The 21,813-nt window shown below is 61.7% G+C and carries 22 protein-coding genes and 2 pseudogenes; 16 read left to right on the top strand and 8 right to left on the bottom strand.

Translation table 11 applies throughout. From position 1 onward, the window contains the following. The 6 genes and pseudogenes from ACI3K3_RS22830 to ACI3K3_RS22855 all read right to left on the bottom strand — a co-directional run. Positions 1–1,918, bottom strand: a pseudogene (locus ACI3K3_RS22830) (PAS domain-containing protein); the annotation flags it as partial. Between the two features lie 343 nt (positions 1,919–2,261). Next, positions 2,262–2,753: a cupin gene (locus tag ACI3K3_RS22835; RefSeq protein ID WP_404917938.1), complete on the bottom strand. Its 492-nt coding sequence runs from the start codon at positions 2,751–2,753 to the stop codon at positions 2,262–2,264. Further along, on the bottom strand, positions 2,753–3,562 hold the full coding sequence (gene xth / locus ACI3K3_RS22840) for an exodeoxyribonuclease III (RefSeq protein WP_404917940.1): 810 nt from the start codon (positions 3,560–3,562) through the stop codon (positions 2,753–2,755). Before xth ends, ACI3K3_RS22835 begins: the two co-directional genes overlap by 1 nt. 249 nt (positions 3,563–3,811) lie before the next feature. Continuing rightward, positions 3,812–4,786 carry a GNAT family N-acetyltransferase gene (locus ACI3K3_RS22845; RefSeq protein ID WP_404917942.1) on the bottom strand — a complete coding sequence of 325 codons (975 nt, stop codon included), beginning with the start codon at positions 4,784–4,786 and terminating at the stop codon, positions 3,812–3,814. Continuing rightward, positions 4,761–4,940 (bottom strand): DUF3606 domain-containing protein, encoded by a 180-nt coding sequence (locus tag ACI3K3_RS22850; protein WP_404917944.1) that lies wholly within the window; start codon positions 4,938–4,940, stop codon positions 4,761–4,763. The genes ACI3K3_RS22845 and ACI3K3_RS22850 overlap by 26 nt, the downstream gene beginning before the upstream one ends. Positions 4,941–5,230: 290 nt before the next feature. Further along, positions 5,231–6,616, bottom strand: a complete 1,386-nt coding sequence (locus ACI3K3_RS22855; protein WP_404917946.1) for a sulfotransferase family protein — start codon at positions 6,614–6,616, stop codon at positions 5,231–5,233. 323 nt (positions 6,617–6,939) lie between these two features. Between ACI3K3_RS22855 and ACI3K3_RS22860 the strand changes: the two genes are divergently transcribed. From ACI3K3_RS22860 to ACI3K3_RS22915, 12 genes are all read left to right on the top strand, one after another. Then, a complete protein-coding gene (locus ACI3K3_RS22860; RefSeq protein ID WP_404917948.1) occupies positions 6,940–8,034 on the top strand; it encodes a catalase family protein in 1,095 nt (364 codons plus the stop codon). Continuing rightward, on the top strand, positions 8,027–10,291 hold the full coding sequence (locus ACI3K3_RS22865; protein ID WP_404917950.1) for an FdhF/YdeP family oxidoreductase: 2,265 nt from the start codon (positions 8,027–8,029) through the stop codon (positions 10,289–10,291). The genes ACI3K3_RS22860 and ACI3K3_RS22865 overlap by 8 nt, the downstream gene beginning before the upstream one ends. 66 nt (positions 10,292–10,357) lie before the next feature. Next, the gene (locus ACI3K3_RS22870; protein WP_404917952.1) at positions 10,358–10,546 is read left to right on the top strand and encodes a hypothetical protein; all 189 of its coding nucleotides are present in this window, start codon (positions 10,358–10,360) and stop codon (positions 10,544–10,546) included. Positions 10,547–10,596: 50 nt separating this feature from the next. Beyond that, positions 10,597–10,740 carry a hypothetical protein gene (locus tag ACI3K3_RS22875; RefSeq protein WP_404917954.1) on the top strand — a complete coding sequence of 48 codons (144 nt, stop codon included), beginning with the start codon at positions 10,597–10,599 and terminating at the stop codon, positions 10,738–10,740. A gap of 53 nt (positions 10,741–10,793) precedes the next feature. After that, on the top strand, positions 10,794–11,426 hold the full coding sequence (locus tag ACI3K3_RS22880) for a cysteine hydrolase family protein (protein WP_404917956.1): 633 nt from the start codon (positions 10,794–10,796) through the stop codon (positions 11,424–11,426). 333 nt (positions 11,427–11,759) lie between these two features. Further along, positions 11,760–12,932 (top strand): glycosyltransferase family 4 protein, encoded by a 1,173-nt coding sequence (locus tag ACI3K3_RS22885; protein WP_404917980.1) that lies wholly within the window; start codon positions 11,760–11,762, stop codon positions 12,930–12,932. Next, positions 12,925–13,857 carry a glycosyltransferase family A protein gene (locus ACI3K3_RS22890; RefSeq protein WP_404917958.1) on the top strand — a complete coding sequence of 311 codons (933 nt, stop codon included), beginning with the start codon at positions 12,925–12,927 and terminating at the stop codon, positions 13,855–13,857. Before ACI3K3_RS22885 ends, ACI3K3_RS22890 begins: the two co-directional genes overlap by 8 nt. Beyond that, positions 13,854–14,897 carry a glycosyltransferase gene (locus ACI3K3_RS22895; protein WP_404917960.1) on the top strand — a complete coding sequence of 348 codons (1,044 nt, stop codon included), beginning with the start codon at positions 13,854–13,856 and terminating at the stop codon, positions 14,895–14,897. The genes ACI3K3_RS22890 and ACI3K3_RS22895 overlap by 4 nt, the downstream gene beginning before the upstream one ends. Continuing rightward, positions 14,894–16,048, top strand: coding sequence for an acyl-CoA dehydrogenase family protein (locus ACI3K3_RS22900; protein ID WP_404917962.1), 1,155 nt, complete (start codon positions 14,894–14,896; stop codon positions 16,046–16,048). The genes ACI3K3_RS22895 and ACI3K3_RS22900 overlap by 4 nt, the downstream gene beginning before the upstream one ends. After that, positions 16,045–16,710 (top strand): PIG-L deacetylase family protein, encoded by a 666-nt coding sequence (locus ACI3K3_RS22905; RefSeq protein WP_404917964.1) that lies wholly within the window; start codon positions 16,045–16,047, stop codon positions 16,708–16,710. The genes ACI3K3_RS22900 and ACI3K3_RS22905 overlap by 4 nt, the downstream gene beginning before the upstream one ends. Next, positions 16,707–17,294 carry an SAM-dependent methyltransferase gene (locus ACI3K3_RS22910; protein WP_404917966.1) on the top strand — a complete coding sequence of 196 codons (588 nt, stop codon included), beginning with the start codon at positions 16,707–16,709 and terminating at the stop codon, positions 17,292–17,294. Before ACI3K3_RS22905 ends, ACI3K3_RS22910 begins: the two co-directional genes overlap by 4 nt. Then, positions 17,291–18,175: a glycosyltransferase family 2 protein gene (locus ACI3K3_RS22915; protein ID WP_404917968.1), complete on the top strand. Its 885-nt coding sequence runs from the start codon at positions 17,291–17,293 to the stop codon at positions 18,173–18,175. The genes ACI3K3_RS22910 and ACI3K3_RS22915 overlap by 4 nt, the downstream gene beginning before the upstream one ends. A gap of 69 nt (positions 18,176–18,244) precedes the next feature. On the opposite strand, the gene ACI3K3_RS22920 is transcribed toward ACI3K3_RS22915, so the two are convergent. Beyond that, on the bottom strand, positions 18,245–18,496 hold the full coding sequence (locus ACI3K3_RS22920) for a hypothetical protein (RefSeq protein WP_404917970.1): 252 nt from the start codon (positions 18,494–18,496) through the stop codon (positions 18,245–18,247). Positions 18,497–18,773: 277 nt separating this feature from the next. Here ACI3K3_RS22920 and ACI3K3_RS22925 point away from each other — a divergent pair, with 277 nt between their 5' ends. Genes ACI3K3_RS22925 through ACI3K3_RS22935 form a run of 3 tightly spaced genes read left to right on the top strand, consistent with a single transcriptional unit; the run spans position 18,774 to position 19,990 of the window. Then, positions 18,774–19,073, top strand: a complete 300-nt coding sequence (locus tag ACI3K3_RS22925) for a hypothetical protein (protein WP_404917972.1) — start codon at positions 18,774–18,776, stop codon at positions 19,071–19,073. Then, positions 19,070–19,654, top strand: a complete 585-nt coding sequence (locus tag ACI3K3_RS22930) for a cation transporter (RefSeq protein ID WP_404917974.1) — start codon at positions 19,070–19,072, stop codon at positions 19,652–19,654. The genes ACI3K3_RS22925 and ACI3K3_RS22930 overlap by 4 nt, the downstream gene beginning before the upstream one ends. A 36-nt stretch (positions 19,655–19,690) precedes the next feature. Next, positions 19,691–19,990, top strand: a complete 300-nt coding sequence (locus tag ACI3K3_RS22935; protein WP_404917976.1) for a hypothetical protein — start codon at positions 19,691–19,693, stop codon at positions 19,988–19,990. Positions 19,991–20,017: 27 nt separating this feature from the next. Here the strand turns inward: ACI3K3_RS22935 and ACI3K3_RS22940 are convergent, their stop codons facing one another. After that, positions 20,018–20,986, bottom strand: coding sequence for a YihY/virulence factor BrkB family protein (locus tag ACI3K3_RS22940; protein ID WP_404917978.1), 969 nt, complete (start codon positions 20,984–20,986; stop codon positions 20,018–20,020). Between the two features lie 444 nt (positions 20,987–21,430). Between ACI3K3_RS22940 and ACI3K3_RS22945 the strand changes: the two are divergent. Next, positions 21,431–21,813 (top strand): annotated as a pseudogene (locus ACI3K3_RS22945) (DEAD/DEAH box helicase); the annotation flags it as partial.

Raw genomic sequence — 21,813 nt, forward strand, 5'->3', positions numbered from 1 at the left:
GGAAACCATCTTGGCCAGCGTTCATGTGCGAGCGCATCAACAGGCCGGACATACGAATGCAAGCGATCAGATCAATACTGCCGAAATGTTCTTGCAGGTAGGGGGCCGTCCACATACGGAATCCGCAGCCTACGGTATTGACCGTCTCCACCTTTATGCCCGGACCCACGGTCCTTGCTATCAACTCGACCATGCCATTGATGAGGTCTTTTACGTTCGTCGCCTTCGGCGCCAGCGTCTGCCGCCGCGAGAAGGCGAGAAGTCGGTGCGTAAGGGACGCTGCTCGCCGCGCCGCCCCTTGCGCCGCATTGACGTATCGGTCGACATCGCTGGCCCTACCTTGCGCCAGGCGCATTTGCAGCATCTCAAGACTGCCCGCGATTCCCGTGAGCAGATTGTTGAAGTCGTGTGCCAGGCCGCCGGTTAGTTGGCCAACCGCCTCCATTTTTTGCGATTGGCGCAGAGCCTCTTCCGCCGCCAACAGCTCGACTGTACGCTGCTCGACTTGCGCTTCAAGGGATGCGGCAAGCGCGGCAAGTTCGATTTCGGCGCGGCGGCGCTCGGTGGCAGCGCGGGTTCGTTCGGCTACCTCGCGGATGAAGGTCAGTTCATCGTCAGGCCAGTCGCGCGCAGTGGCGTGATTGAGGTAAAGCAATGCGACGAGGCCGCCATGTTCGGTCAGCGGCATGTTGATGACCGCCTCGGCGCTGATAGCCTTTAGAGCGTCTGCGCCTGCCCGTGTCCGCGCGTCCAGCCGCGCATCTGCAATGATAACGTCCTTCCCACGTTTCAAATCCTCAATATACGATCCATAGTCTCTAAACTGGAGAACTCCTGCCAGCGACGCTATCCCGGGAGCATTCCAATCGCGTTCGATGGTGATGGTTTCGAGATCCGGATCGATGATGCCGTAACCGGCTCGACTAACGTCAAGCGTCTCACCGAGAATTTTTGCCGCCGCAAATGAGATATCGGCAGGATCCTCAACATCTCTGAACACATCGCTCAGTTTGACGAGCGCCATGCGCATGGCGTCGGCGCGATGCTGCTCGGTCACGTCCGAGGATACGCCTGCTAGCCGCAGCGGCTTGCCGTCCGTCGAAAGAAATGGCTGGCCATAGGAGGCCAGCCACCTGGTCTCACCTTACGGTGTGATGATCCGGTAGGATTGCTCGCAATTTGAACCATTCCGCCGGCATTCCTCGATTGCACGGACATAGGCAGCCCGGTCGCCTGGATGGATAGCGGCGACGCGGTCATCAAAAGTGAAGGCTTTCTCCGGCAGGACGCCGAACAGCGTCTTGCAAGCCTCAGAGCAGGTCAACTCGCCTGACTGGAAGTTGATACTCCAGGTTCCAAAGCGCCCGGCCCGCAAAGCAAAATCAAGCTCACGTTCCTGCTCCTGCTGTTGGCGCAGGCGGTTTGTAATTTCCGCCATCAATGCAGCGTTTGAGCTTTCCAGACCTTCGAGCCGTTCGCGTTCGAGCGTGACATCCACCTGGCTAGCGAAAAAATAGGAAAGCACCCCCTCGTCATCGAATACCGGCGCCATCAGCAAGCGATTCCAGAACGGCTCGCCGCCTTTCCGATGGTTTCGAATATCGATCTCGAGAGAGAGCATCTCGGCTACGGCGGCACGGATCTTCCTGATCGCTTCCGGGTCGGTTTCCGGGCCCTGGAGAAAGCGACAGTTTCGGCCCAATATCTCGCTACGTGGATAACCCGAAAGCCGACAAAAAGCGTCATTGGCAAATACGACCGGATTGTCGGGCAATCGCGGATTGGTAATAATCATGGGCATGCGGGTTGCCCGTACCGCTGCAACGAAAGGATCAGTTCCCTGATCGAGGCCTAGCACCTCCGCTGCTATCCGCTGAGAATCTGCGCTTCCATTGCTCTGCCCCGCCGAGTTGTCCATCACGCGTTATCAGTCCCGATCTCCAGAATGGGCCTACGCAAGGGTAACCCGACGATTCCGTAGGGGTTCCGCCCGCCCTCCATTTGCGAACCACTTAAGAAGGAGGCGCGGCTGCTACCAAAGGAAAATCGCCCGAGAAACCGTCCCGGCTTCCGATCCATACCTTGCGACCAACGCGCGCAAAGTAAGCCTGTCAGATGATTTGTGCTTGAACCTCATGCCGCACGGCCGCGTCGTCCTCTCCCCCCGCGAACGTCGCATGATCAGAAATCACGTTCCTCCAGACCAAGATAAGCTAGCTGAGGAAAATGAAAGTTGACCGCGTCGGGCTTTCAGCCCGTTGTCACGCAGCGGTCCCGACGCCAGATGCACCGGTGACTGGGTCAAGGCGCGGATCGGGCAGCGCCGCCATGCGTGCGCGGGCTGCATCATCGGGCGCGTCCCTGCAGATATCCCAGTCCTGCCCTGATGGATAGGCGCCCACCACCTGGAAGTCATCGCTGGCCGAGATGCAGCGGTGTCCGGTGCCGACCGGAAGCATAAGGGCATCGCCCGCGGCGACCTCGACCTGCCTGGCGCCTGGACCGCCGAGCTCCAGGCTCGCCGTTCCGGCAAATACTCCGAGCGCCTCATGAGCGGTCGAGTGATAATGATGATAATCGAAAATGCCATCGCGCCAGTCCGGCGTCCAGCCGTTGGCGGCGAACAGGGCCTCGAAGCGCCCGGCCAGATCATCGCTCTTACCCTCGAGCGCTGCGTGATAGATCACCACCCGCAGCCGATCGTTGTTGGGCAGCCAACCATTTTCGGTGAGCACGAAACTGGCGATCTCCATCAGGCCCTCTCCTTCTTCACGCGTTTGGGTTTGGGTTTATCGACCAGTTCAATCCAAACCGGAGCGTGGTCGCTGGTCTTTTCCCACCCGCGCACATGGGTGTCGACCTGCGCATCGGTAAGACGCTCGGCAAGCGCCGGGGCGAGCAAGAGGTGATCGATCCGCAGCCCGGCGTTGCGACCATAGGCGTTCCGGAAATAGTCCCAGAACGTGTAGATCACCTTACCTAGATGGCGCTGCCGCAAGGCGTCAGTCCATCCCTGGCCAAGCAATCGGGAATAAGCGTCTCTCACCTCTGGCGCGAACAGCGCATCATCGATCCACCGCTCGGGCTTATAGACGTCAAGATCGCTTGGCATTACATTGAAGTCCCCGGCTAACATGACCGGCAGTCCGGTTTCGAGGAGGCCTGCGGCATGATCGATAAGCCGCTCGAACCACGCGAGCTTGTATTCGAATTTGGGTCCTGGCCGGGGATTGCCATTCGGAAGATACAGGCCGCCGATCAGGATTCCGTTGACGGCTGCCTCGATATAGCGGCTCTGGCTCGGATCCGGATCGCCGGGCAGTCCGCGCCGGGTTTCATGGATTTGGCCGACCCGGCTGAGAAGGGCGACCCCATTCCACGACTTCTGTCCATGCCAGATGGCGTCATAGCCGAGGTCGCGAATTGCCGCTTCCGGAAACCGGTCACGCGGAGCTTTTAACTCCTGTAAAACCACCACGTCAGGCTCAGCTTCCTCGAGCCATCGCAACAGCACCGGCAGGCGGCCGTTGACGCCGTTCACATTGTAAGTGGCGACCTTCACCTCACGGGCACCCTGTTCCGCTCATTGAAAATCCTTGAAGCCTTGGGTGGTCTCTGCTTCCGAGAGCGTTTCAAGGACGTCGTGTCTTTCGGTGCTGGCAGTATCTTGGCGCGCAGGCAGCGATCAGGGCATGCGAAATATCTCCCCACGCCGCGGCGCAAAACGAGGGCGGTGCCTGGCTTGGAAGGTATCGTCATTTGTTTGGCCATGGAAGCTGCCCCGTTTTTCGCGCAATCCCCTGACTGCGCCTTAGGTTCCCGTTTGTGCCGTGGATCGTATGAAGCGATAGCTGGCCTGCGCAAAGCCGAGGCCACGGAAGAAATCATGAGCGTTGCGAATATCGATATCGCTCATTGCCTCGACTGTCGTGCAGCCAGCCACGCTAAGCGCGGTCAACGCGCCTTCGACGAGCTTGCGCCCCACGCCTTTGCGCCTTTCTGTCGGCGTCACGACCAGCGCCGTGATACGCCCGACAAGGCCGCGATGAACCGTCGCGACGATCGCCCAGGCAATGCAGCCGATGGGCACTCCCTTATCGGCGATCAATATACCGCCCCCCGCCTTTCGCATAGCCAATAGGTCACGGGTAATCTCATCAGCCGTTCGTTCGATGCCCGGCAATGCACACAGCAGTGCAGTAAGCGTGCCGGCATCGCCTTTCCTTGGCTCGCGAATAACGAGTTCGGGCGATCGCACGAGCTTGCTTGGGCCCGAAAGCCTAGGCTTCTTCGATGCGCCATTGTCCGTCGAGCTTGCGATGTCGCGGGCCTTCGGGCTTACGCTAAGTGTTGGATCGATCTTGTCCTTGTTTGGCCTACCGTTGGGCACGCCAGCTTTCCGCTTTGCCCGAACGCGAGTAGGCCGGATAGCCGCTTCCTCCAAGGCGTCGCCTGCCGGCGTTGCTTTTGCCTTCTTGGAAAGGTTGGGGCCATCACTCGCCGACTTCCGCCAGCTGTCCACCGCGCCAGTGCGCAGAAAGGCTTCTATTTCCTCAGGCAGCGCGGTCAGTCCTTCGGGACCGACGCCAATGACGGGCTTTCCCGAAGCGTCGTTGAGACCAAACCGGCCAAAGTCTCCAGCGCCTGGCTTACGTCGACGCGACTTCAGAAGCTTGAAACCCCGGTGATGCGCCATTTCGCGCAGGGCATCATCGTGATCAACTTCCTCGCTCACCGGATCGGCAGTCCGTTGCTGCAGTTCAGCCGCTCCTGAGATGCTGTTCAACGGCATCGGCGCTGTTGCCGACAGCTTCAACCGCGCGCTTCAAGGCCTCGCGCGAAACGCCGAATTTACTGGTCCAGTAATCGACCTCATAATCTTCGCCCATTGCGACCCGGGAACGATCCTGCGGCCCACGCACATTTTTATTGTCTGCCATCTTCCTTCTCCTCTCCAGCGAAAAAGAACGCGGCAATCAGCCTAGCGTTGCAAGGAGAGGATCAAGCAGGCCTGGTCGCACTTTTTCGAAATGCCTATCCGCTGGATCACGCGATGTATTGGGCGTCTTTCGTCCAGACCTTGTTCGTCCAGTGGAGCGTAGAAATCTCGACCGCGCTCGCGGCAGTTTGCAATATCCTTAGATCGCTGATCTGCCCTGCAGGGTAGAAATCCGGATCGGTGGCGGCATAACCTGGGTTTCGAATTCGTCCGCTTTCATGCCGGACTGATTTAGGCAGCCGAGGCAGACAGAACCGCAGATCCAAACAGATCCTGTGGCCAATTCGCGCAGTCCAACGCGCGAGCGATTTTCGAGGCACTCAATCCGTATTGCTCCGGACGGTACTCATGAGCGCGCAAGCGCTCGTGTTGAGACCGCCCGGCAAATCTTGTCATTTTCCTTTCTGATCCTGGTGTCAGATCAAGGCCGAAGCCGGTGTAGATGCGTTTTATCTGGCTGTGCCAGTCGGCCTGCATGTCATCATAATTTACACGAATGACAGGGCCGCCATGTCTATCCAGACCCTCGCTAATTCGGCGCCTGCGCAAATGCGTTTTCCATAACCACTCCCTGCCGATCCAGGCAGGATCGACCTCCCGGCTTTGCACCCCCATCTGGTTGAAAACCAGCGAAGCCGAAGAAGAAACGACGCTCACCGGATCACGGTCGAGCACGATGACGCGGGCATCTGGGAAGGCCTCCGACACGGCTCGTAAGTCCTGTCCGAACTGAGGCAGCTTGAGCACCCAGGGCTTGTCCTTTGTGTCCCTTCTCAGCCAACGGATAGTCTGTAAGAAGCGGCGGAATTCGGCGTAGACAAGCCGGTTGTCCGAGTTCTCTATCGCACGTGCGAACGAAGGTATTCGCCACTGCGCTTCGAACGCCGCTCCGAACAAGGCGATATTGTGGATGCCAATCTCTTCGTCGATTTCACGGGGCCCGGTAGGGTGTACAACGTCAAAGCGAGGGTTAAGCCATCGCGCAATTCGTAGAGCAAGCCAGGCTCGCAGCACGCGGTCGTCAAGACCGCCAAGGCTCCAGCGCGGGAGGGGATTCCAGCTCTCGAAAAATCGGGTACAGGTCAGCTGCGGATCACATCCCAACATGCGCTGTGTCCGGGTGCTGCCCGAGCGCATCTGGCCGATTATCAGAATGGGACGACTAATCGGCACATCTGCGATTTCCGGATGTCGCCGCCATAGTTCGACAGCGCGGAGCCGGTTGCTCAATGCCGCAACCAGTTGGCCGTAGGCTATTGTCGTGCCCAGTGGAGAGAGGCTTGCCTCGTCGTGAAGCGCTCTACATAAAAGATCCAGTCGACCGGCCCATCCGTTATCCGCCCCAAATTCATCAAGGCCGGTAATCCGCCGGGAAGCCGACAGCAGGGCATCAGGGTAGAGCTGCGGCCGTGACAGCCAGCCCCGCCGCCAGCAAGTTTCGAGCCAAGAGTTCAGTCGATCAACCCAAGTTTCACCCGGATCTACCCTAGCGGGTACTGACGCTTCGACATGCGGGATGCTCAAGTCCATCGCAGCACAAGTCCGCAACGCGCAAAAGGTGCCCAGCAGCAACAAAAAGCAATAGTTTTTATAGTCTGTTATCGCTTCGAGAACCAACGATAGAGCCACGGAACCAAAGATCGCCGATGTTCAGATGGGCCGGCATTGCGGGTTATTCGGCGGCGGCACATGCTTTTCCACCAGAAGTCGGCTGCGATGATGGCGAATGGAAAAACGTCTGCGGCTTAGCGTTTCGCTGACGTCTTCGTTTGCAAGCCTCGGCTGCGAGTTCATCATATGGTCTGAGTTCCACGGCCGCCTGCCCATGCGTGCAGCATCGCGATACGGCGGAACCCGGGCCCGCATAAAGCTCTTAAGCATGCATACCAAAGTTCCGCAGCGCCCGTAGCTGACATCGTGGCGTTATCAGGAGTGAACGCATGCCCCTTTCACCGCCACTCCCCTACTCCCCAGAAATCGAGGAAATCAGCGACGACGAAACCGCGCTGGTCGGACAGCTCAATGCCGCGTTCGATGAAATCCTCCGGACGACGCACCAGGACTACGGAAAAGCCGTGCGGGCCGTTCACGCCAAGTCTCACGGCCTTCTTTCAGGCACATTGAAAGTCGCCGCGGACATTCCGCCCGAACTGGCGCAGGGCCTGTTTGCCGTGCCGGGGAGCTATCCCGTCCATATTCGGCTCTCGACGAATCCCGGCGACATCCTCGACGATGCGGTCGCTCTTCCCAGAGGGCTTGCGATGAAGGTTCTGAATGTCGAGGGCGAGCGCCTGCCCGGTGCCGAAGGTCGCACCCAGGACTTCGTGATGATCAACGGTCCGGTATTCACCGCACCCGATGTCAAGAAGTTCGCTGGTAATCTCAAGATCCTCGCCAAGACCACCGACCGCGCGGAAGGCGCGAAGGTCGCAGCCTCCAAGGTCTTTCAGGCCATCAACGGCGCTCTTGGCGCGGTAGGCCTGGAAAGTACGAAGCTCGCCGGCCTCGGCGGTGCGCCTCAGGTCGATCCGCTCGGAGAAACCTATTTCAGCGTGACCCCGTTTCGCTACGGCAGTTATATCGCCAAATTCCGTTTGCGCCCCCTCTCACGCGGACTTACCGATCTTACCGGCAACAAGGTAGACACTTCCTTAGGGAAGGACGCCATCCGTGAAACGGTGCGACGGGAAATGGCGCATATCCACGGCGAATGGGCCTTCGAAGTGCAATTGCGCCGGGATGCGCAGAGCCAGCCGATCGAAGACGCCTCGGTGGAATGGAAAGAGGACGAAGCACCCTTCGTGCAGGTCGCCACCTTGCTTTTGCCGCCGCAGGATAGCTGGAGCGAAGCGCAAGTGCGTGCCGTGGATGAAGGCATGCGCTTTTCCGTGTGGACGGGGCTGGCCGCACACCGGCCGCTCGGTGGAATCAACCGCGCGCGGCGGGACACTTATCGTCACTCGTCCGACTTCAGGGCCGCGGCGAACGGCTGTCCGCTTCACGAGCCGCTCGCCCAGGGGGCGGTAAATGGATGATCTCGCAAAACCGCGCCGTTATGATAACGCCACCGGTGGCTGGGGCTCGCTGGATGGCATCGCCCGTGTCGAGAAGACCAGCAAGGCGAAGCCTGCCGTGCTTCAGACCTTGACCGATCAGAACAAACCGGGCGGATATATGTGCTCATCCTGCGCCTGGGCCAAGCCTCCGAACCCGCATGTCGCGGAATTCTGTGAGAACGGCGCCAAGGCGACGATATGGGACCTGACATCGGAGCGCTGCACACCCGAGTTCTTCGCGGAGCATTCGGTTTCGCAACTGCTCGACTGGGAGGATCACGACCTGGAAAAGGCCGGTCGTCTTACCGAACCGCTGCGGTACGACGCCGCGAGCGACCGCTATGTGCGGGCCGGTTGGGACGAGGCCTTCGAGGCGATCGGCGATAGCCTCAAGCACCTCGAACCGAAGGCCGTCACCTTTTACGCGTCGGGCAAGGCGGCGCTCGAGCCGTCCTATCTCTACGGCCTTTTCGCGCGGATGTATGGGCACAACAACCTGCCTGACAGTTCGAACATGTGCCACGAGACGACCTCGGTCGGGCTGAAGAAGGTTATTGGCTCGCCGGTCGGAACCTGCACGTTCGACGATCTCAAGCATTGCGATGCGATCTTCTATCTTGGCCAGAACCCGGGCACGAACAGTCCGCGCATTCTCCATCCGCTGAAGGAGGCGGTGGAGCGAGGCTGCAAGATCATCGCCTTCAATCCCCTGCGCGAGCGCGGCCTTGTCGAGTTCGTCGATCCTCAAAATCCCTGGCAGATGACGGTCGGCGCTTCCACGAAAATTGCGCACCAATATGTGCAGGTCCGGCCGGGCGGTGACATCGCCGCCCTGATGGGCGTTTGCAAGCGGGTTCTTGAACGCGATGCTGAACAAGGGAACGTCCTCGACACCGCTTTCCTTGCCGGTCACTGCCATGGGCTTGAGGAATTCCGCGCGAAAGTTCTGCAGACTTCATGGAGCGATATCGAACGGCATTCGGGTGTTTCGCAAGGCGAGCTGGAGCAGGCCGGCGATGTCTACGTCGCGGCCAAGAACGTCATCGGTATCTACGGCATGGGCCTTACCCAGCAGGTGCACGGCTCGCAGGCGATCGGCATGCTGGTCAATCTCCTGCTGCTGCGCGGCAACATCGGCCGCCAGGGGGCCGGATGCCAACCGATCCGGGGGCATTCGAACGTACAGGGCCAGCGGACCGTGGGCATTTCGGAAAAGCCGGAACTGGTGCCGATGGAAAAGCTGAAGGAAATATTCGGCTTCGACCCTCCCAGGGAAAAGGGCCACACGACCGTCGAATTCCTCGATGCCCTGCTGAAAGGCGACGCAAAGGGATTTATCGGGCTCGGCGGCAATCTGGCCCGTGCCGTGCCGGACCAGTCCCTGGTCCATCCGGCCTGGCGCGACCTCGAACTGACGGTTCATGTCGCGACCCGGCTCAACCGCACCCATCTCCTGCCGGGCAAGCAGTCGTGGATCCTGCCCTGCCTGGTCCGCGCCGAGGAAGACCTCCAGGATAGCGGCCCCCAGACCGTGACGATCGAAGACAGCTTCAGCCATATCTATGGCTCGATCGGCCGGCGCACGCCCGCCGGTCCGCATCTCAAATCCGAACTGGCCATCGTCAGCGGCATAGCCAAGGCAACCCTGCGATCCCATCCGGCATGGCGCTGGGACGAGTGGACCGGGGATTACGCAAAAGTCCGCGCCCTGATCGAGCGGACCTATCCCGACCAATTCCGCGACATGGAAGCGCGGATGAATGAGCCGGGAGGATTCTATCGCGGCAATCCCGCCCACGACCGAATCTGGAAGACGGAAAGCGGCAAGGCGGAGTTCACCGTACCCGACGTCCTCAATGCAAACGGTCTCGACGAGCAGAGCGGCCGCTATACCCTCATAACCCTGCGATCAAACGATCAGTTCAACACGACTGTCTATGGCCATTCCGATCGGCTGAGGGGCCTCGAAGGGAGTCGCATGATCATCCTGATGAATCCCGAAGACATGCGAGAGGCCGGGCTCGAAGAAGCATCGACAGTCACCCTCGTCACAGATTGCGACACGCAGCGGCGGCGTGACGTCCGGGGCCTTGCCGTCACGCCTTTCGACCTGCCGCGCGGTTGCCTTGCCGGCTACTTCCCCGAACTGAACCCGCTGATCCCACTTGGTCACCACGACCGTCTTTCGAAGACTCCCGCTGCTAAGGGCGTGCCGGTGAGGATCGAAATTGGTTGAGAAGCGCAACTCGGGAACGAGCCGGCTCGCGGCGCGCTTTCTTAGCACCACCTGATGGAGAGTATCATGTCCGACACAGATGCTACCGGAGCCCGGCGCGGCGCGCTAGGAGACGCCCGTCCCGATGCAATCGACCCGCACCGCCAGACGGAAGGACCGCAGAAGCCGGAGAAAATCGAGGATCGTCCGTCGATGGGAACCGTCAAGCCGGAAGACTACCCCGAAGACCAGCGCGCCCGGAACACGGGACAATGATGCCGGAAGGGGACAAGCCCAGTTCGCGTCGCCTCGGGCGCGCCGGAATAATGGTGGTGGCGATCCTGCTCGCCGTCATTGTCCTGGTCTTCGCGGGACGCAGTCTCTGGCACGCCGAAGAACTCGAGCAGGAACAGCAGACGGGCTTGAAGGAGCATGACGGGGCGCAACGGACGACAAAGAAGGCCGAATAACGGTCTCCCTGCCTCAACCCCTGTCAGGATATGGACGCAGGCGTGGCTGGAGCGTGACGATCGGCGCCGAACCTGCCGCAGCGAACGTCACGCCGGAGACTAGTCATGCAGGTAGTGGAACGGCGCTGGTCATCATCGACATGCTGAATGACCTGTCTTTCAAGGGCGGCGAAGCGCTCCTGCCGGCAGCGAAAAAGATAACACCGCGTATTCTCGCGCTGAAGAAGGCCGCGGCAGGGCTTGGTCTCCCCGTCATCTACGTGAACGACAATTATGGGCAGTGGCATGCCGATCAGGCGGCCATCGTTGCCCATGTCACCCGCGATGGAGCGCCCGGCGCCGCTATCGCACTCGCGCTGCAGCCGACGCCAGACGACTATTTCGTCATCAAACCGCGTATCTCCGGGTTCTACGCCACAAACCTCCAGGTCTTGCTGCCTGAACTCGGCGTCACAGCTCTCGTGCTGACGGGCATGGCAGCCGATATCTGCGTGTTGTTCACCGCAGCCGATGCCCACATGCGTCAATATCGCCTCTGGGTTCCCCGCGACTGCATTGCAGGTGAAGACGATCGTCGAACTGCGTGGGCCACCGCGATCATGCAGGAAGCGATGGAGGCCGAGACACGGCCGTCTACAGCGATCGAAATTCCATCGTTCGCCCGATCGAACCCATCCAGCCAATAGTCTCAAGACCTTGATCCGGCCCCTCCCCGAACTGGCTGAGCAGTCGCGATCAACAATCGATATGATGCAAGTTAATCTGGCTGATTTCCGCGCAACCTCGCTTTGTACCGCGTGTTCCCTCGGAGCAATCATCGGCACGTCTTGAATAACCGTCTGAGGTTGCGCCGCCGCTTTTCCGTTGGTGACCGAATTTTACATCCTGATCCGCAAGCGATCACGAAACAGAACCGGCTGCGAGGAGCGATTTCTCGATCCTCCAGCCCCGCGAACTGGAGGTCGAGCTGAATGCATGGGCCGCAGACTGACCTGACGGCAGCGATCCCGCCTTATGGCATGGCAGGCGAGACAATCGCTCGTGTCCCGCAGGACCGCACGCTCAGGATCGGCATCATCGCGCATCTGCGTCATCCAATCGCCGAGCCTTTCGCCGGAGGGCTGGAGATGCACACCCATCTGCTGGCCCGCGCCTTGCGCGAGCGTGGCCACGCGGTGACGGTGTTCGCCTCGTCCCGGTCGGAAGCTCGTCTGGGCCTGGAGCCGATCTGCACGGAGACAGCGCTTTGCGACATCGGCACAGCCGAGGCATCCGACGTCGCATTCTTCAAGGAGCACCATGCCTATCTCAGCCTGATGAACGATCTGAGGCATCGCGACTTCGATGTCATTCACAACAATTCGCTTCATTATCTCCCGGTCATGCTGGCGGATACGCTGCCGATGCCGATGGTCACGACGCTTCATACGCCGCCGTTCTGCTGGCTCGAAAGCGGCGTACGCCTGTGTTCTGCACGCAACCATGCATTCGTCGGCGTGTCGAAGTCGGTAGCGGCATTGTGGGGGCATGTTGCCAAGGTCGACGAGATCATTCTCAATGGCATCGACCTTGATAACTTTGCCTTCCGTCCGGCACCTGACGCGCCGGATTACCTCGTGTGGTATGGACGCATCGTGCCGGAGAAGGGCCTGCACTTCGCCATCGAAGCGGCTCGCCGCATGGGAATGCCGCTGCGGATTGCCGGACCCATCCTCGACGAGGACTATTTCCGCGAGCGGATCGCGCCGCAATTGGGTGCCGATGCCGTTCATGTCGGCCACCTTCCCCACAGCGATCTGGCCCGCCTGGTAGGCGGTGCGCGGGCCTTCCTTTGCACGCCGATGTGGGACGAGCCATACGGCCTGGTCGTCGCCGAAGCACTGGCCTGCGGCGTTCCGGTCGCGGCTTTCGCACGCGGTGCGATACCGGAGATTCTCGACGACCGCTGCGGTGTGCTGGCCGAACCCGACGATGTCGCCTCGCTCGCCGCCGCCGGACTTGCCGCCATCATGCTCGATCGCCGCGATTGTCGGCGACGGGCGGAACACATCTGCGACGCGCACAGAATGGTCGGCGGCTACGAAGCGCTCTACAGGCGCCGGATCGAGATCGGACGCCCCCGGAACGTCCCCTCGCCCTCGGCGGCGCCCGTACGGATCGCCGTCCCTGCTGCGGTCGATCTGCATGCCTGAGGGCCAACTGGACCTTTGCGTCTGCGTGCCCGCGCGCAATGAGGCGGATCGGTTGCCGGTTCTGCTCGATGCGCTGGCCGCGCAGAGCTGGAAGCCAGCCGTGTCCGTTTCCATCGCGGTGAACAATTCCACTGACCAAAGCGTGGCGGTCATCGAGCAAGCCCGCCAGCATCATGCCGGCCGGCTCGAAATAGATGTCGAACGCGTGGATTTCCCACCTCACCTGGCCCACGCCGGATCGGCCCGCAGGTTGGCAATGGAAAATGGTCTCGCCCGCCTGCCTCGGCCCGGCCGCGGCCTGCTGGTCAGCACCGATGCCGATACCCGCCCGCCGCCCGATTGGCTCGCCGCAATCGCCCGCGCCGTCGATCGCGGCGCCGACATTGTCGGCGGCCGTATTGAGATCGACCCCGAAGAGCCGCTGCCGCCCATCGTCGATCGCCTGCGCAGGAGCTGGGACCGGTACTGGCAGACAGTTCGCGCCATCGAGGATGATATCGACCCGCTGCCTTGGGACCGCCCGCCCCGCCACGGCGACCATACCGGCGCGTCACTGGCGATCAAGGCGGAGCTCTACACGCGCTGCGGGGGCGTTCCCTTGCAGGCATCTGGCGAGGACCAGGCCCTGGTGACGGCGGCCTTGGCGCATGGCGGGCGGCTTGCCCATCCCGCCGATGTCTTCACTTTCGTCTCGCCCCGCCGCGAGGGCCGGGCAAGTGCGGGCATGGCAGCGTCTATCCAGCACCTGTTCGACCTCGCATCGCGGGACGAACCCGCACGCGCTCCGGCGTTCTCGCATTGGCGCGAAAGAGCGATATGGCGGCGGAAGCTGCGGACAAGGCCAGGCGGCGAGGCGATGCTGGCCCTGGCGGAGCCTCACCTTCCCCCAATGCCGCACGACATGGTGCTGGAGAGCGCTTCGTGAAATCTCGTCCGATCGGCTACTATGTCCACCACCACGGCTTCGGGCATCGCACCCGCGCCGAAGCGATCGCGTCAGCCTGTTCCCGCCGTGTCGTGCTGCTGGGAACAGGCCTCGGTGAGGCGGGCATCGACCTCCCGGACGACCGGCTCGCACCCTCTCGCTTCGATGGGCGGGACGATGCGGCCAATCGCCCTGCTGGGCTTCACTACGCGCCTCTCGATCACGCCGGAATCCGTGCCCGCGTAGCCCGTATCACCGGTTGGATCGCCGAGGAGCGACCGTCGCTGATGGTCGTCGACGTTTCGGTGGAAATGGCGATGCTCGCGCGGCTTGCCTCGGTGCCGACGATCGTCGTGCGTCTCAACGGCGAGCGCGACGACCCGGCTCACCTCGAGGCGTTTCGCGGCGCCGCGGCCCTGCTGGCGCCCTTCCACCCTGCGCTGGAAAATGCGGGGACACCTGAATGGGTACGTAAAAAGACCCGCTATCTGCCCGGCATAACCAACCAGCCTGTCGCGGAGCCTTCCCAAGCGGGCCGCATCCTGGTGGTATTCGGGCGCGGCGGCGCACCCTTCGACGGTGAACGGTTAGCGCAAGCCGCCCGCGCTTGCCCGCAGTGGCAATGGCGCGCAATCGGCCCTGTCGTCGCCCCCGAATGCTTGCCGCCCAACCTGTCTCTCGCCGGATGGAGCAGCGAACCCGAACGCGAGATCGCTAGAGCCGAGATCGTCGTCGGAGCGGCAGGCGACGGTCTCGTCGCGGCTGTCCTGGCAGCGAGCCGCCCTTTCATCTGCATTCCCGAGCATCGACCTTTCGGTGAGCAGCGAGCGACTGCCGCTGGCCTGGAGGCAACGAAGGCCGCGCTTACCCTGCCCGAATGGCCTGAGGCAACGTCCTGGCCTGGTCTGCTAGAAGAGGTCCAGCACCTCCCGTCGCACGCCCAAAACGCGCTCCACCACCCGGATGGCGCGATCAGGGCAGGAGAATGGCTCGCACGAATGGCCGAGAGCCTGCCGTCCGAACTGGAGCATGCGGGATGACGCAGCCGCACTGGGGTGCCTCCACATTACAGGGGCCGGCCGGCAGAGCCGCGGCGATCGCCACCCGGCTTGCTGATCTTGGCGCACGATACGATGCCGCGCCGGTCTTTCCCGCCGAAAGCATGCGCTGTCTCGCCTCGGCCGGACTGCACCGCGAATTTGCCCCCGTCGCTGCGGGAGGCACCAGCTTTCTCGATACATTTTCCCGCTACCGCGCGTTGATGGACGTCCTTCGCATCCTTGGCCGCGCGGACCTGAGCCTTGGGCGTCTCTACGAAGGTCATGTGAATGCCCTCGCCCTCTTCGAATGGTACGGTTCCCCCGCGCAGATCAGCCGGCTCAAGCGCGATCTCGAGCACGGGGCATTTTACGGCGTATGGGCTACCGAGCCGGCGCCCGGCGTGACGATCTCGATCGATGAACAGGGTGGATGCGTTCTCGAGGGCCGCAAGTCGTTCGCCAGCGGTGCCGGTGGGCTTGCCTCTGCGCTGATTACCGCCCAGCCGCCCGCTGGAGAGCGGCGACTGGTCATCGTACCGGCCAACGACGAGGCGCGCACGGACCTGTCGCCGTGGCGGGTCCGCGGCATGCGCGCCACCACCAGCGGCCATTACGACCTTACCGGTCTTCGCGTCGGAGAGAGCGATCTGCTCGGCCTGCCCGGTGACTACGATCGCGATCCCCGTTTCACGGCCGGTGCCTGGCGCTTCATCGCCGTCCAACTGGGCGGGATCGAAGCTCTGCTGGCGGAAACCCGATCGGCCATGTCGAACGGGGCGCGCGAAGACCCGATGCAACGCGCCAGGTTCGCAGACTGCGTTGCCGCCGCCCGCACGGCCTATCTCTGGGTTCGCGAAAGCGCCCGGCGCGCAGCACGGTGTGACGAGAACGGCGACGAAAGTGGGAACATGGACGCTCCCGCATTCGTCCGTATGGCACGCGGCGTCGTCGAGCGCGCGGCATTCGACGTCCTTGAACTTTGCGCTCGCATCGTCGGCACCCGCAGCGCCATGGATGGTGAGCGCATCGACAAGATCAGCCGCGACCTCGCTCTTTACCTGCGCCAGGCGGGTCCGGACCACGCGCGCGACGAAGCGGCGCGGGCCTGGCTCGATCGCGACGTCTGGGGCGATGGAGATGCGCTGTGGTGAACTTCTCGCTTGCCCAAAGACCGTGGCGCGACAAGCGATGGCTGGTCCTGGCGCCTCATCCCGACGACGAGACACTGGGCGCTGGCGCGCTCATCCGCCAGACCGCCCGAACCGGCCATTTCGCGGGGATCGTCTATCTCACCGACGGATCGGGTTCGCACCCGGTCTCCACGGGACTTGTCGCGCTGCGCCGCCGTGAAGCCGCAACCGCTTTGTTCCGCCTTACCGGCAGCCGCGATCGGGCGCCTGTTCACCTCGGCTGGAAGGACGCAGCTCCCGCCACCCCGGAAACATTGGCTTTCATGCGAACTGCGCTCTGGCTGGGGGCCCTGTGCCGGCGGCTGCGGGTCGATGTCATTGCCGTGACCGCCCTGCACGAGCCTCATTGCGACCATAGCGCCGCCGCCCGGATCGCCTATGCCGCGCGCAGGGTAGCGAGGCGCCGTTTGCTGGTCGCAGAATACCATGTCTGGGCACAGACGCGGTTTGGACGCGGCTATCGCTCCGTGGAAACGCTGCCAATGCCCGTGGGGCAACGGCGGCGGGCATTGCAGGCTCATCGCAGTCAACTTACGGCCGCCCGAGGGCCGGGCTTCCGTCTGCCCGCCGACCGTCACCGCATGCCGGCCACCGACATCCTGTATCTTGAGAAATCCCGATGACGCGCCCGTCCGCAAGCCTCCCGCCGGAATATTTCGAGAGAATGTTCCAGTCCGCCGATGATCCATGGGATCTGGAAACGAGCGCTTATGAGCAAGCGAAGTACGCCCACAGCATCCGCGCTCTGGAAAACCGCCGGTACGACAGCGGCTTCGAAGTCGGATGTGCAAAAGGCGTTCTCACCGGTCTGCTCGCACCGAGTTGCCGCAGCCTGCTGGCAGTAGACGTCAGCGGAACCGCGCTACGGGCCGCGCGCAAGCGCTGCGAAGCGAGCGATCATGTTTCTTTCGCCAACATGGCCTTCCCCGGCCTGGCGCCCGCAAATTCATTTGATCTCGTGGTGCTTTCCGAAGTCGCCTACTACTGGTCCGATCAGGACCTGGGCGCGGCCGCAGATTGGCTGCTCTCGCATCTCGTTTCCGGAGGCGATCTCCTGCTGGTCCACTGGACCGGGGAAACCGACTATCCCCAGAGCGGCGATGAAGCCGTGCTCAAGCTGAGGGCATTGCTGGGAGATCGCTTCGAAGTGACAAGGGCCGAACGCATGGCGAAATATCGCCTCGATCTATGGCGACGGCAGCCATGAATATCAGCGTTCTCACTCTCGTGGGGAACCGCCCCGGGCATCTCGCTCAAACGATCGAGGGCCTTCGCCGCAGCGAGGTCGCTCCGATGGAGCTGATAATTGTCGACATGGCGAGCGATCCTCCGGTAGCGGCAATGGAAACGCCATTTCCCACAAGAATCGTGCGGCTCGAAACCTCAGGTCTTCCCCTCGCCGCAGCACGGAACGCCGCCGCACGTGCTGCCCGCGGAGAACTCCTGCTGTTTCTGGATGTCGATTGCATTCCCATGCGCGGTCTGATCCCCGCGATCGGCAGGGCATGCGTGGGCCGCGATGCGCTCATCTGTGCGCCAGTCCGTTACCTCGGCCCCGAGGATGCGCGGGGCGATTGGGAGGAAGCCGATCTTTTCTCGCGCTCCTCCGGCCATCCCGTTCGCGACTTTCCCGCTACCGGACTGCGCGAGGAAGATAATCCCGGACTGTTCTGGTCGCTGGTATTCGCCATTCGTCGCGATACATTTTTCAAGCTCGGCGGTTTTGACGAAGCCTTCACCGGCTACGGCGCCGAAGATACCGATTTCGGCTTCCGAGCAAAGGAGGCGCAACTACCGTTGCTGTTCATGGGCGGTCCTGGAGTGTTCCATCAGTTCCATGACACCTTCGACCCACCGTTCCAGCATTTCCGCGACATCCTGCGCAACGCCGGCATATTCCACGAAAAGTGGGAGCAATGGCCGATGCCCGGCTGGCTGGCCGCCTTCGAGCGGGCCGGCCTGATCGCCTGGAGTGAAAGCGGGATCACCGTTCTGCACGAGCCCGATGCAGCGCAAATAGAGAGGGCCCGCCTGTCGCACGTTCCTTTCGCCGTGCCGGCCGAGACGGGCCATCGGCCACCGGCTTGACGCTAAAAAGCATGTGACGCCGGTGCCAGCCATTCGGCCATGCTCCGGCGTCATCTTCGATCGTGAGTGTCAGGCCTGTGTACGCGTAGGCTCGGCAAAACCGGAAGAACGGCCGCCCCTCGCCTTCTCGACTTCGCGCCGGTCGCTGTATTTCTTGTAGGCATAAGCTCCGGCTGCGGCGGCGATCACTCCAAGGGGACCGAGACGCCGCACCACCACAGGCGCAGCCATGCCCAGCAGGGTACCGCTTGTCCCACTAACGCCCTTCACATGCTTGGCAGCCTTATTCCCTACAATCGCTCCAAAAATCTTACCAATCATGTCTCGTCTCCTTGTCAGGTATCAAAGGTGCACGACGTGATTGGTTCCGTTTCCGACACGCGCGCGGCGGCGAAGAAACAACGCAATCGTTGGTCCGTTTCCCCTGAATGGATCAACGGACGTGGCACTCAAAATGCGATGGGTCATCCTCGCCATATCTTTTCTACTATCCGCGTGCCAAGGGTTGCCCCAAGACTCTGAAGGCACGCTTGCACGAATTGAGAAATCCCACACTTTCGCAGTCGGGATAGTTGCCGGCACTCAGGATCATCCAGAAATGCGGCGCCTGCTCGGCGTCATCCAGCAACGGACCAACGCGCGTGCGCATATATCCCAAGGCCCTGCGGAGACTCTTTTGACAAGCCTCTCTGACGGGAAGATCGATCTTGTCATCGGTTCCTTTGCAAAAGATAGCCCCTGGGAAACGGATGTCGCCTTCGGTCCACCGCTCACGACCGAACATTCGAAGAAAAACCCGATCGAATTGAGGGCCGTAATGCGCAACGGCGAGAATCGTTGGATAATGCTCGTCGAAAACGCGTCGCGCGGCGTGTCGATTGAAGCGAGCGCACAATGAGCAACAGTTTACCGGACGAACTGCGCGATACCATGTGGGCCGCGATCAGGCTGGAATACTGGAACCTGTTCTGGACAGCGACCATCATCGTCGTGATGGGCCTGGTTTTGGGCCAGAGCCAGACCATGAAGACCGCCTGGGTAGAAGATACCCTGGGCGTCGTGCCGCCCGTTATGTTTCTGATCGCGGCGCACATGGAATTGAAGGGCAAACGTTCGCGTAAATTCCCATTCGGTTTCGAGCGGGTGAACGGTCTGGGCTTTTTCGTTGCCTCGGTAGCGCTCACCTCCGTGGGACTGCTCCTGCTCTACAACGCAGTGATCGCCCTGATTGCAACTGAGCACGCAACAGTCGGCTCTATTGTTCTACTCGGCCAGGAATTCTGGCTGGGATGGCTGATGATCGCCGCACAGGTCTATTCTCTCGTTCCTCCTATGCTGATCGGTCGCAAGGAACTGCCCTTGGCAGAAAAGCTTAACGACAAGCTGCTCCATACCGATGCGCTTATGAACAAGGCCAATTGGCTGACCGGGGCGGCAGGATTGGCAGGTGTAATTGGACTTGGTCTGGGATGGTGGTGAGCGGATTCTCTGGCCGCTGCCATCATCTCGCTCGATGTGATCAACGACGGCGTGAAGGCATTGCGCTCATCGACCGCCGAATTGGTGGACGGATCCCCTCGCGCGCTTTCGAGCCCCGATCTCTCCGAAGACGCGAGGAGGCTGGAGGAGCGGCTGCGCGAGGAGTTTCCGTCCGCCACCATTCGCCTTCGCGAGACCGGACGCTTGATCCGGGCAGAAGTTCATGGTGTGCACCCTCCCGCCGAGCGCAGGCATCCGCGTCACTATTGGCCGAAGGAAAAGGACCGTTCCTGGCGGCTTGCTCAAGTAAGCTTCGTTCCACCGGCGGAGGATTGACGCACGCTGTCGATAAGGTGTCATGCCTTACGGCGCACTTGCGACCGTATCGGCGGCGTAAGCACCCCGTCGCCCAAGCGGCACCTCGGCGCCAGTGGTCGTGTCTCGCGAAGTCTGTCGTTCAAGTTCGCAGTTAATCTCGGCGCCAAGCAGCAGAACATAAGCTGAAAGGTATAGCCAGGTAAGCAATACCATTGCCGCTCCGAGCGAGCCGTAAGTGGCGTCGTAATTGCCGAAATTCGCGACGTAGAGCCCGAAGCCAAAAGTCATGACCATCCATGATACCGAAGCGAATATCGATCCCGGCGTAAGCCACCGCCATTTGGCGTGAGCACGGTCCGGCCCGTAGCGGTAGATCGTGGCAGCAAGCGCCGCGCCGACCAGACCGATCAGCGTGTACGATAAGATGGTGACCAAAACAGCGACGAACCCTTGTGCCGGATTCGACGTTCGGGTCAACGCCGGCAACCCGGCGATGCCGACCATGGCGATTATCGCCACAGTGACGCTGCCAGCCGCGATCCTGAACGCAAGGAAGTTGAGGCGAAAGAAGCCGCGGCCTTCCTCCTCGTCGTAAGCGATGTTGAGAGCGACAATGAGAGCCGATGCTCCCTTCATCACCCCGTAGAGCGCAATTGCAAGCGCGATAAACAGGCCGATCCCCTTCTTGCCGTCCGAGGTATGAACGACATTGGAGAGCTGCTCCCCGATGAGGCGGGCTGCGTCGTCCGGCATCATCGCGGTCAGCGAGGCCACGTTGGAAGCTACTGTCTCGGGCGTGGCAACCAGGCCATAGGTCATCACGATGGCGCCCAGTGCAGGCACGAGCGCCAGAACCGCGCAGAAAGCAACGCCTGAAGCGATGAGCCCGAGGTTGTCCTGGCTTGCCTCACGCCAAGCGCGGACCAGAACCTGCTTCCAGCCCGGCGCCGGGATTGCCGTCGGCTTCGTCGCCTGCAATCCTCGTCGGTCATCTGTCTTTTGATCAGCCAACACATCCTCCTGTTGCCATTGCTAACAAGCGAAGATTGAGCAGAGTTTCAGAGTGCCTGAGGAATATCCGCTTTTCCGATCCGGCTACAAATCCGGCCGGCAACGAACCGTCCCGCAGCAATCGGGGCAAAGTTCGGCCAACCTACCGTCGATCCGCTGCCACGCGAGGGCACCTGCTCTTCACGGCCTGGTCTAACCTGCAATACGATGTCCGGCGGCGTAGCAGTGCGGCCATCAACATAGATCAATCAAATATAGCTGGCAGGCCGCCTTTCCTTTCGCCCTCTCCGTGCGTTGTGACCTGACGATGGCCGCCGCAGCGCGCAGGTAGTTTGCTTCCAACGGAGAGGAATACGTTCTGACCAACATGACCTGGCGGGGCGAGCCCGGTGAACGGACAACGGTTCCGGCAGCGAACCATTGGCAGGTTAGCGGTCCGGGTGCCGCATGAACCTGGCCTTCACCGCGGTCCGCATCACAAAGACCCTTGCCGACCAGTCCATCGCATTCCTCGCGGACGACGAGCAGCAGGCCGAGGCTTTGGCCGAGGCCGTCAAGGCTCTGTCGCCGCAGGCGAGGGTCGTGCACGTGCCCTCCAGCGATGCGCTTCCGGGAGAAGCGGCTCCCGCGAGCCCGGCGAACGCGGGACGCCGCGCGTCCGCGCTGCGGATGCTTCGGCTGGCCCAGGGCACCCACGTCGCCTGCATCCTGAGCGGGGAAGCTGCCGCGCGGTGCTACCCGGGCCCTGATGCGTTCGACAGCGCACCGCCCACCCTGCGTCCCGGCGACGAGGCCGACACCCAGACTTTCGCGGTACAACTGGAAGAGCT

This window comes from Novosphingobium sp. ZW T3_23 (assembly GCF_044987305.1).
In the GTDB taxonomy this organism is placed as follows: Bacteria; Pseudomonadota; Alphaproteobacteria; order Sphingomonadales; family Sphingomonadaceae; genus Novosphingobium.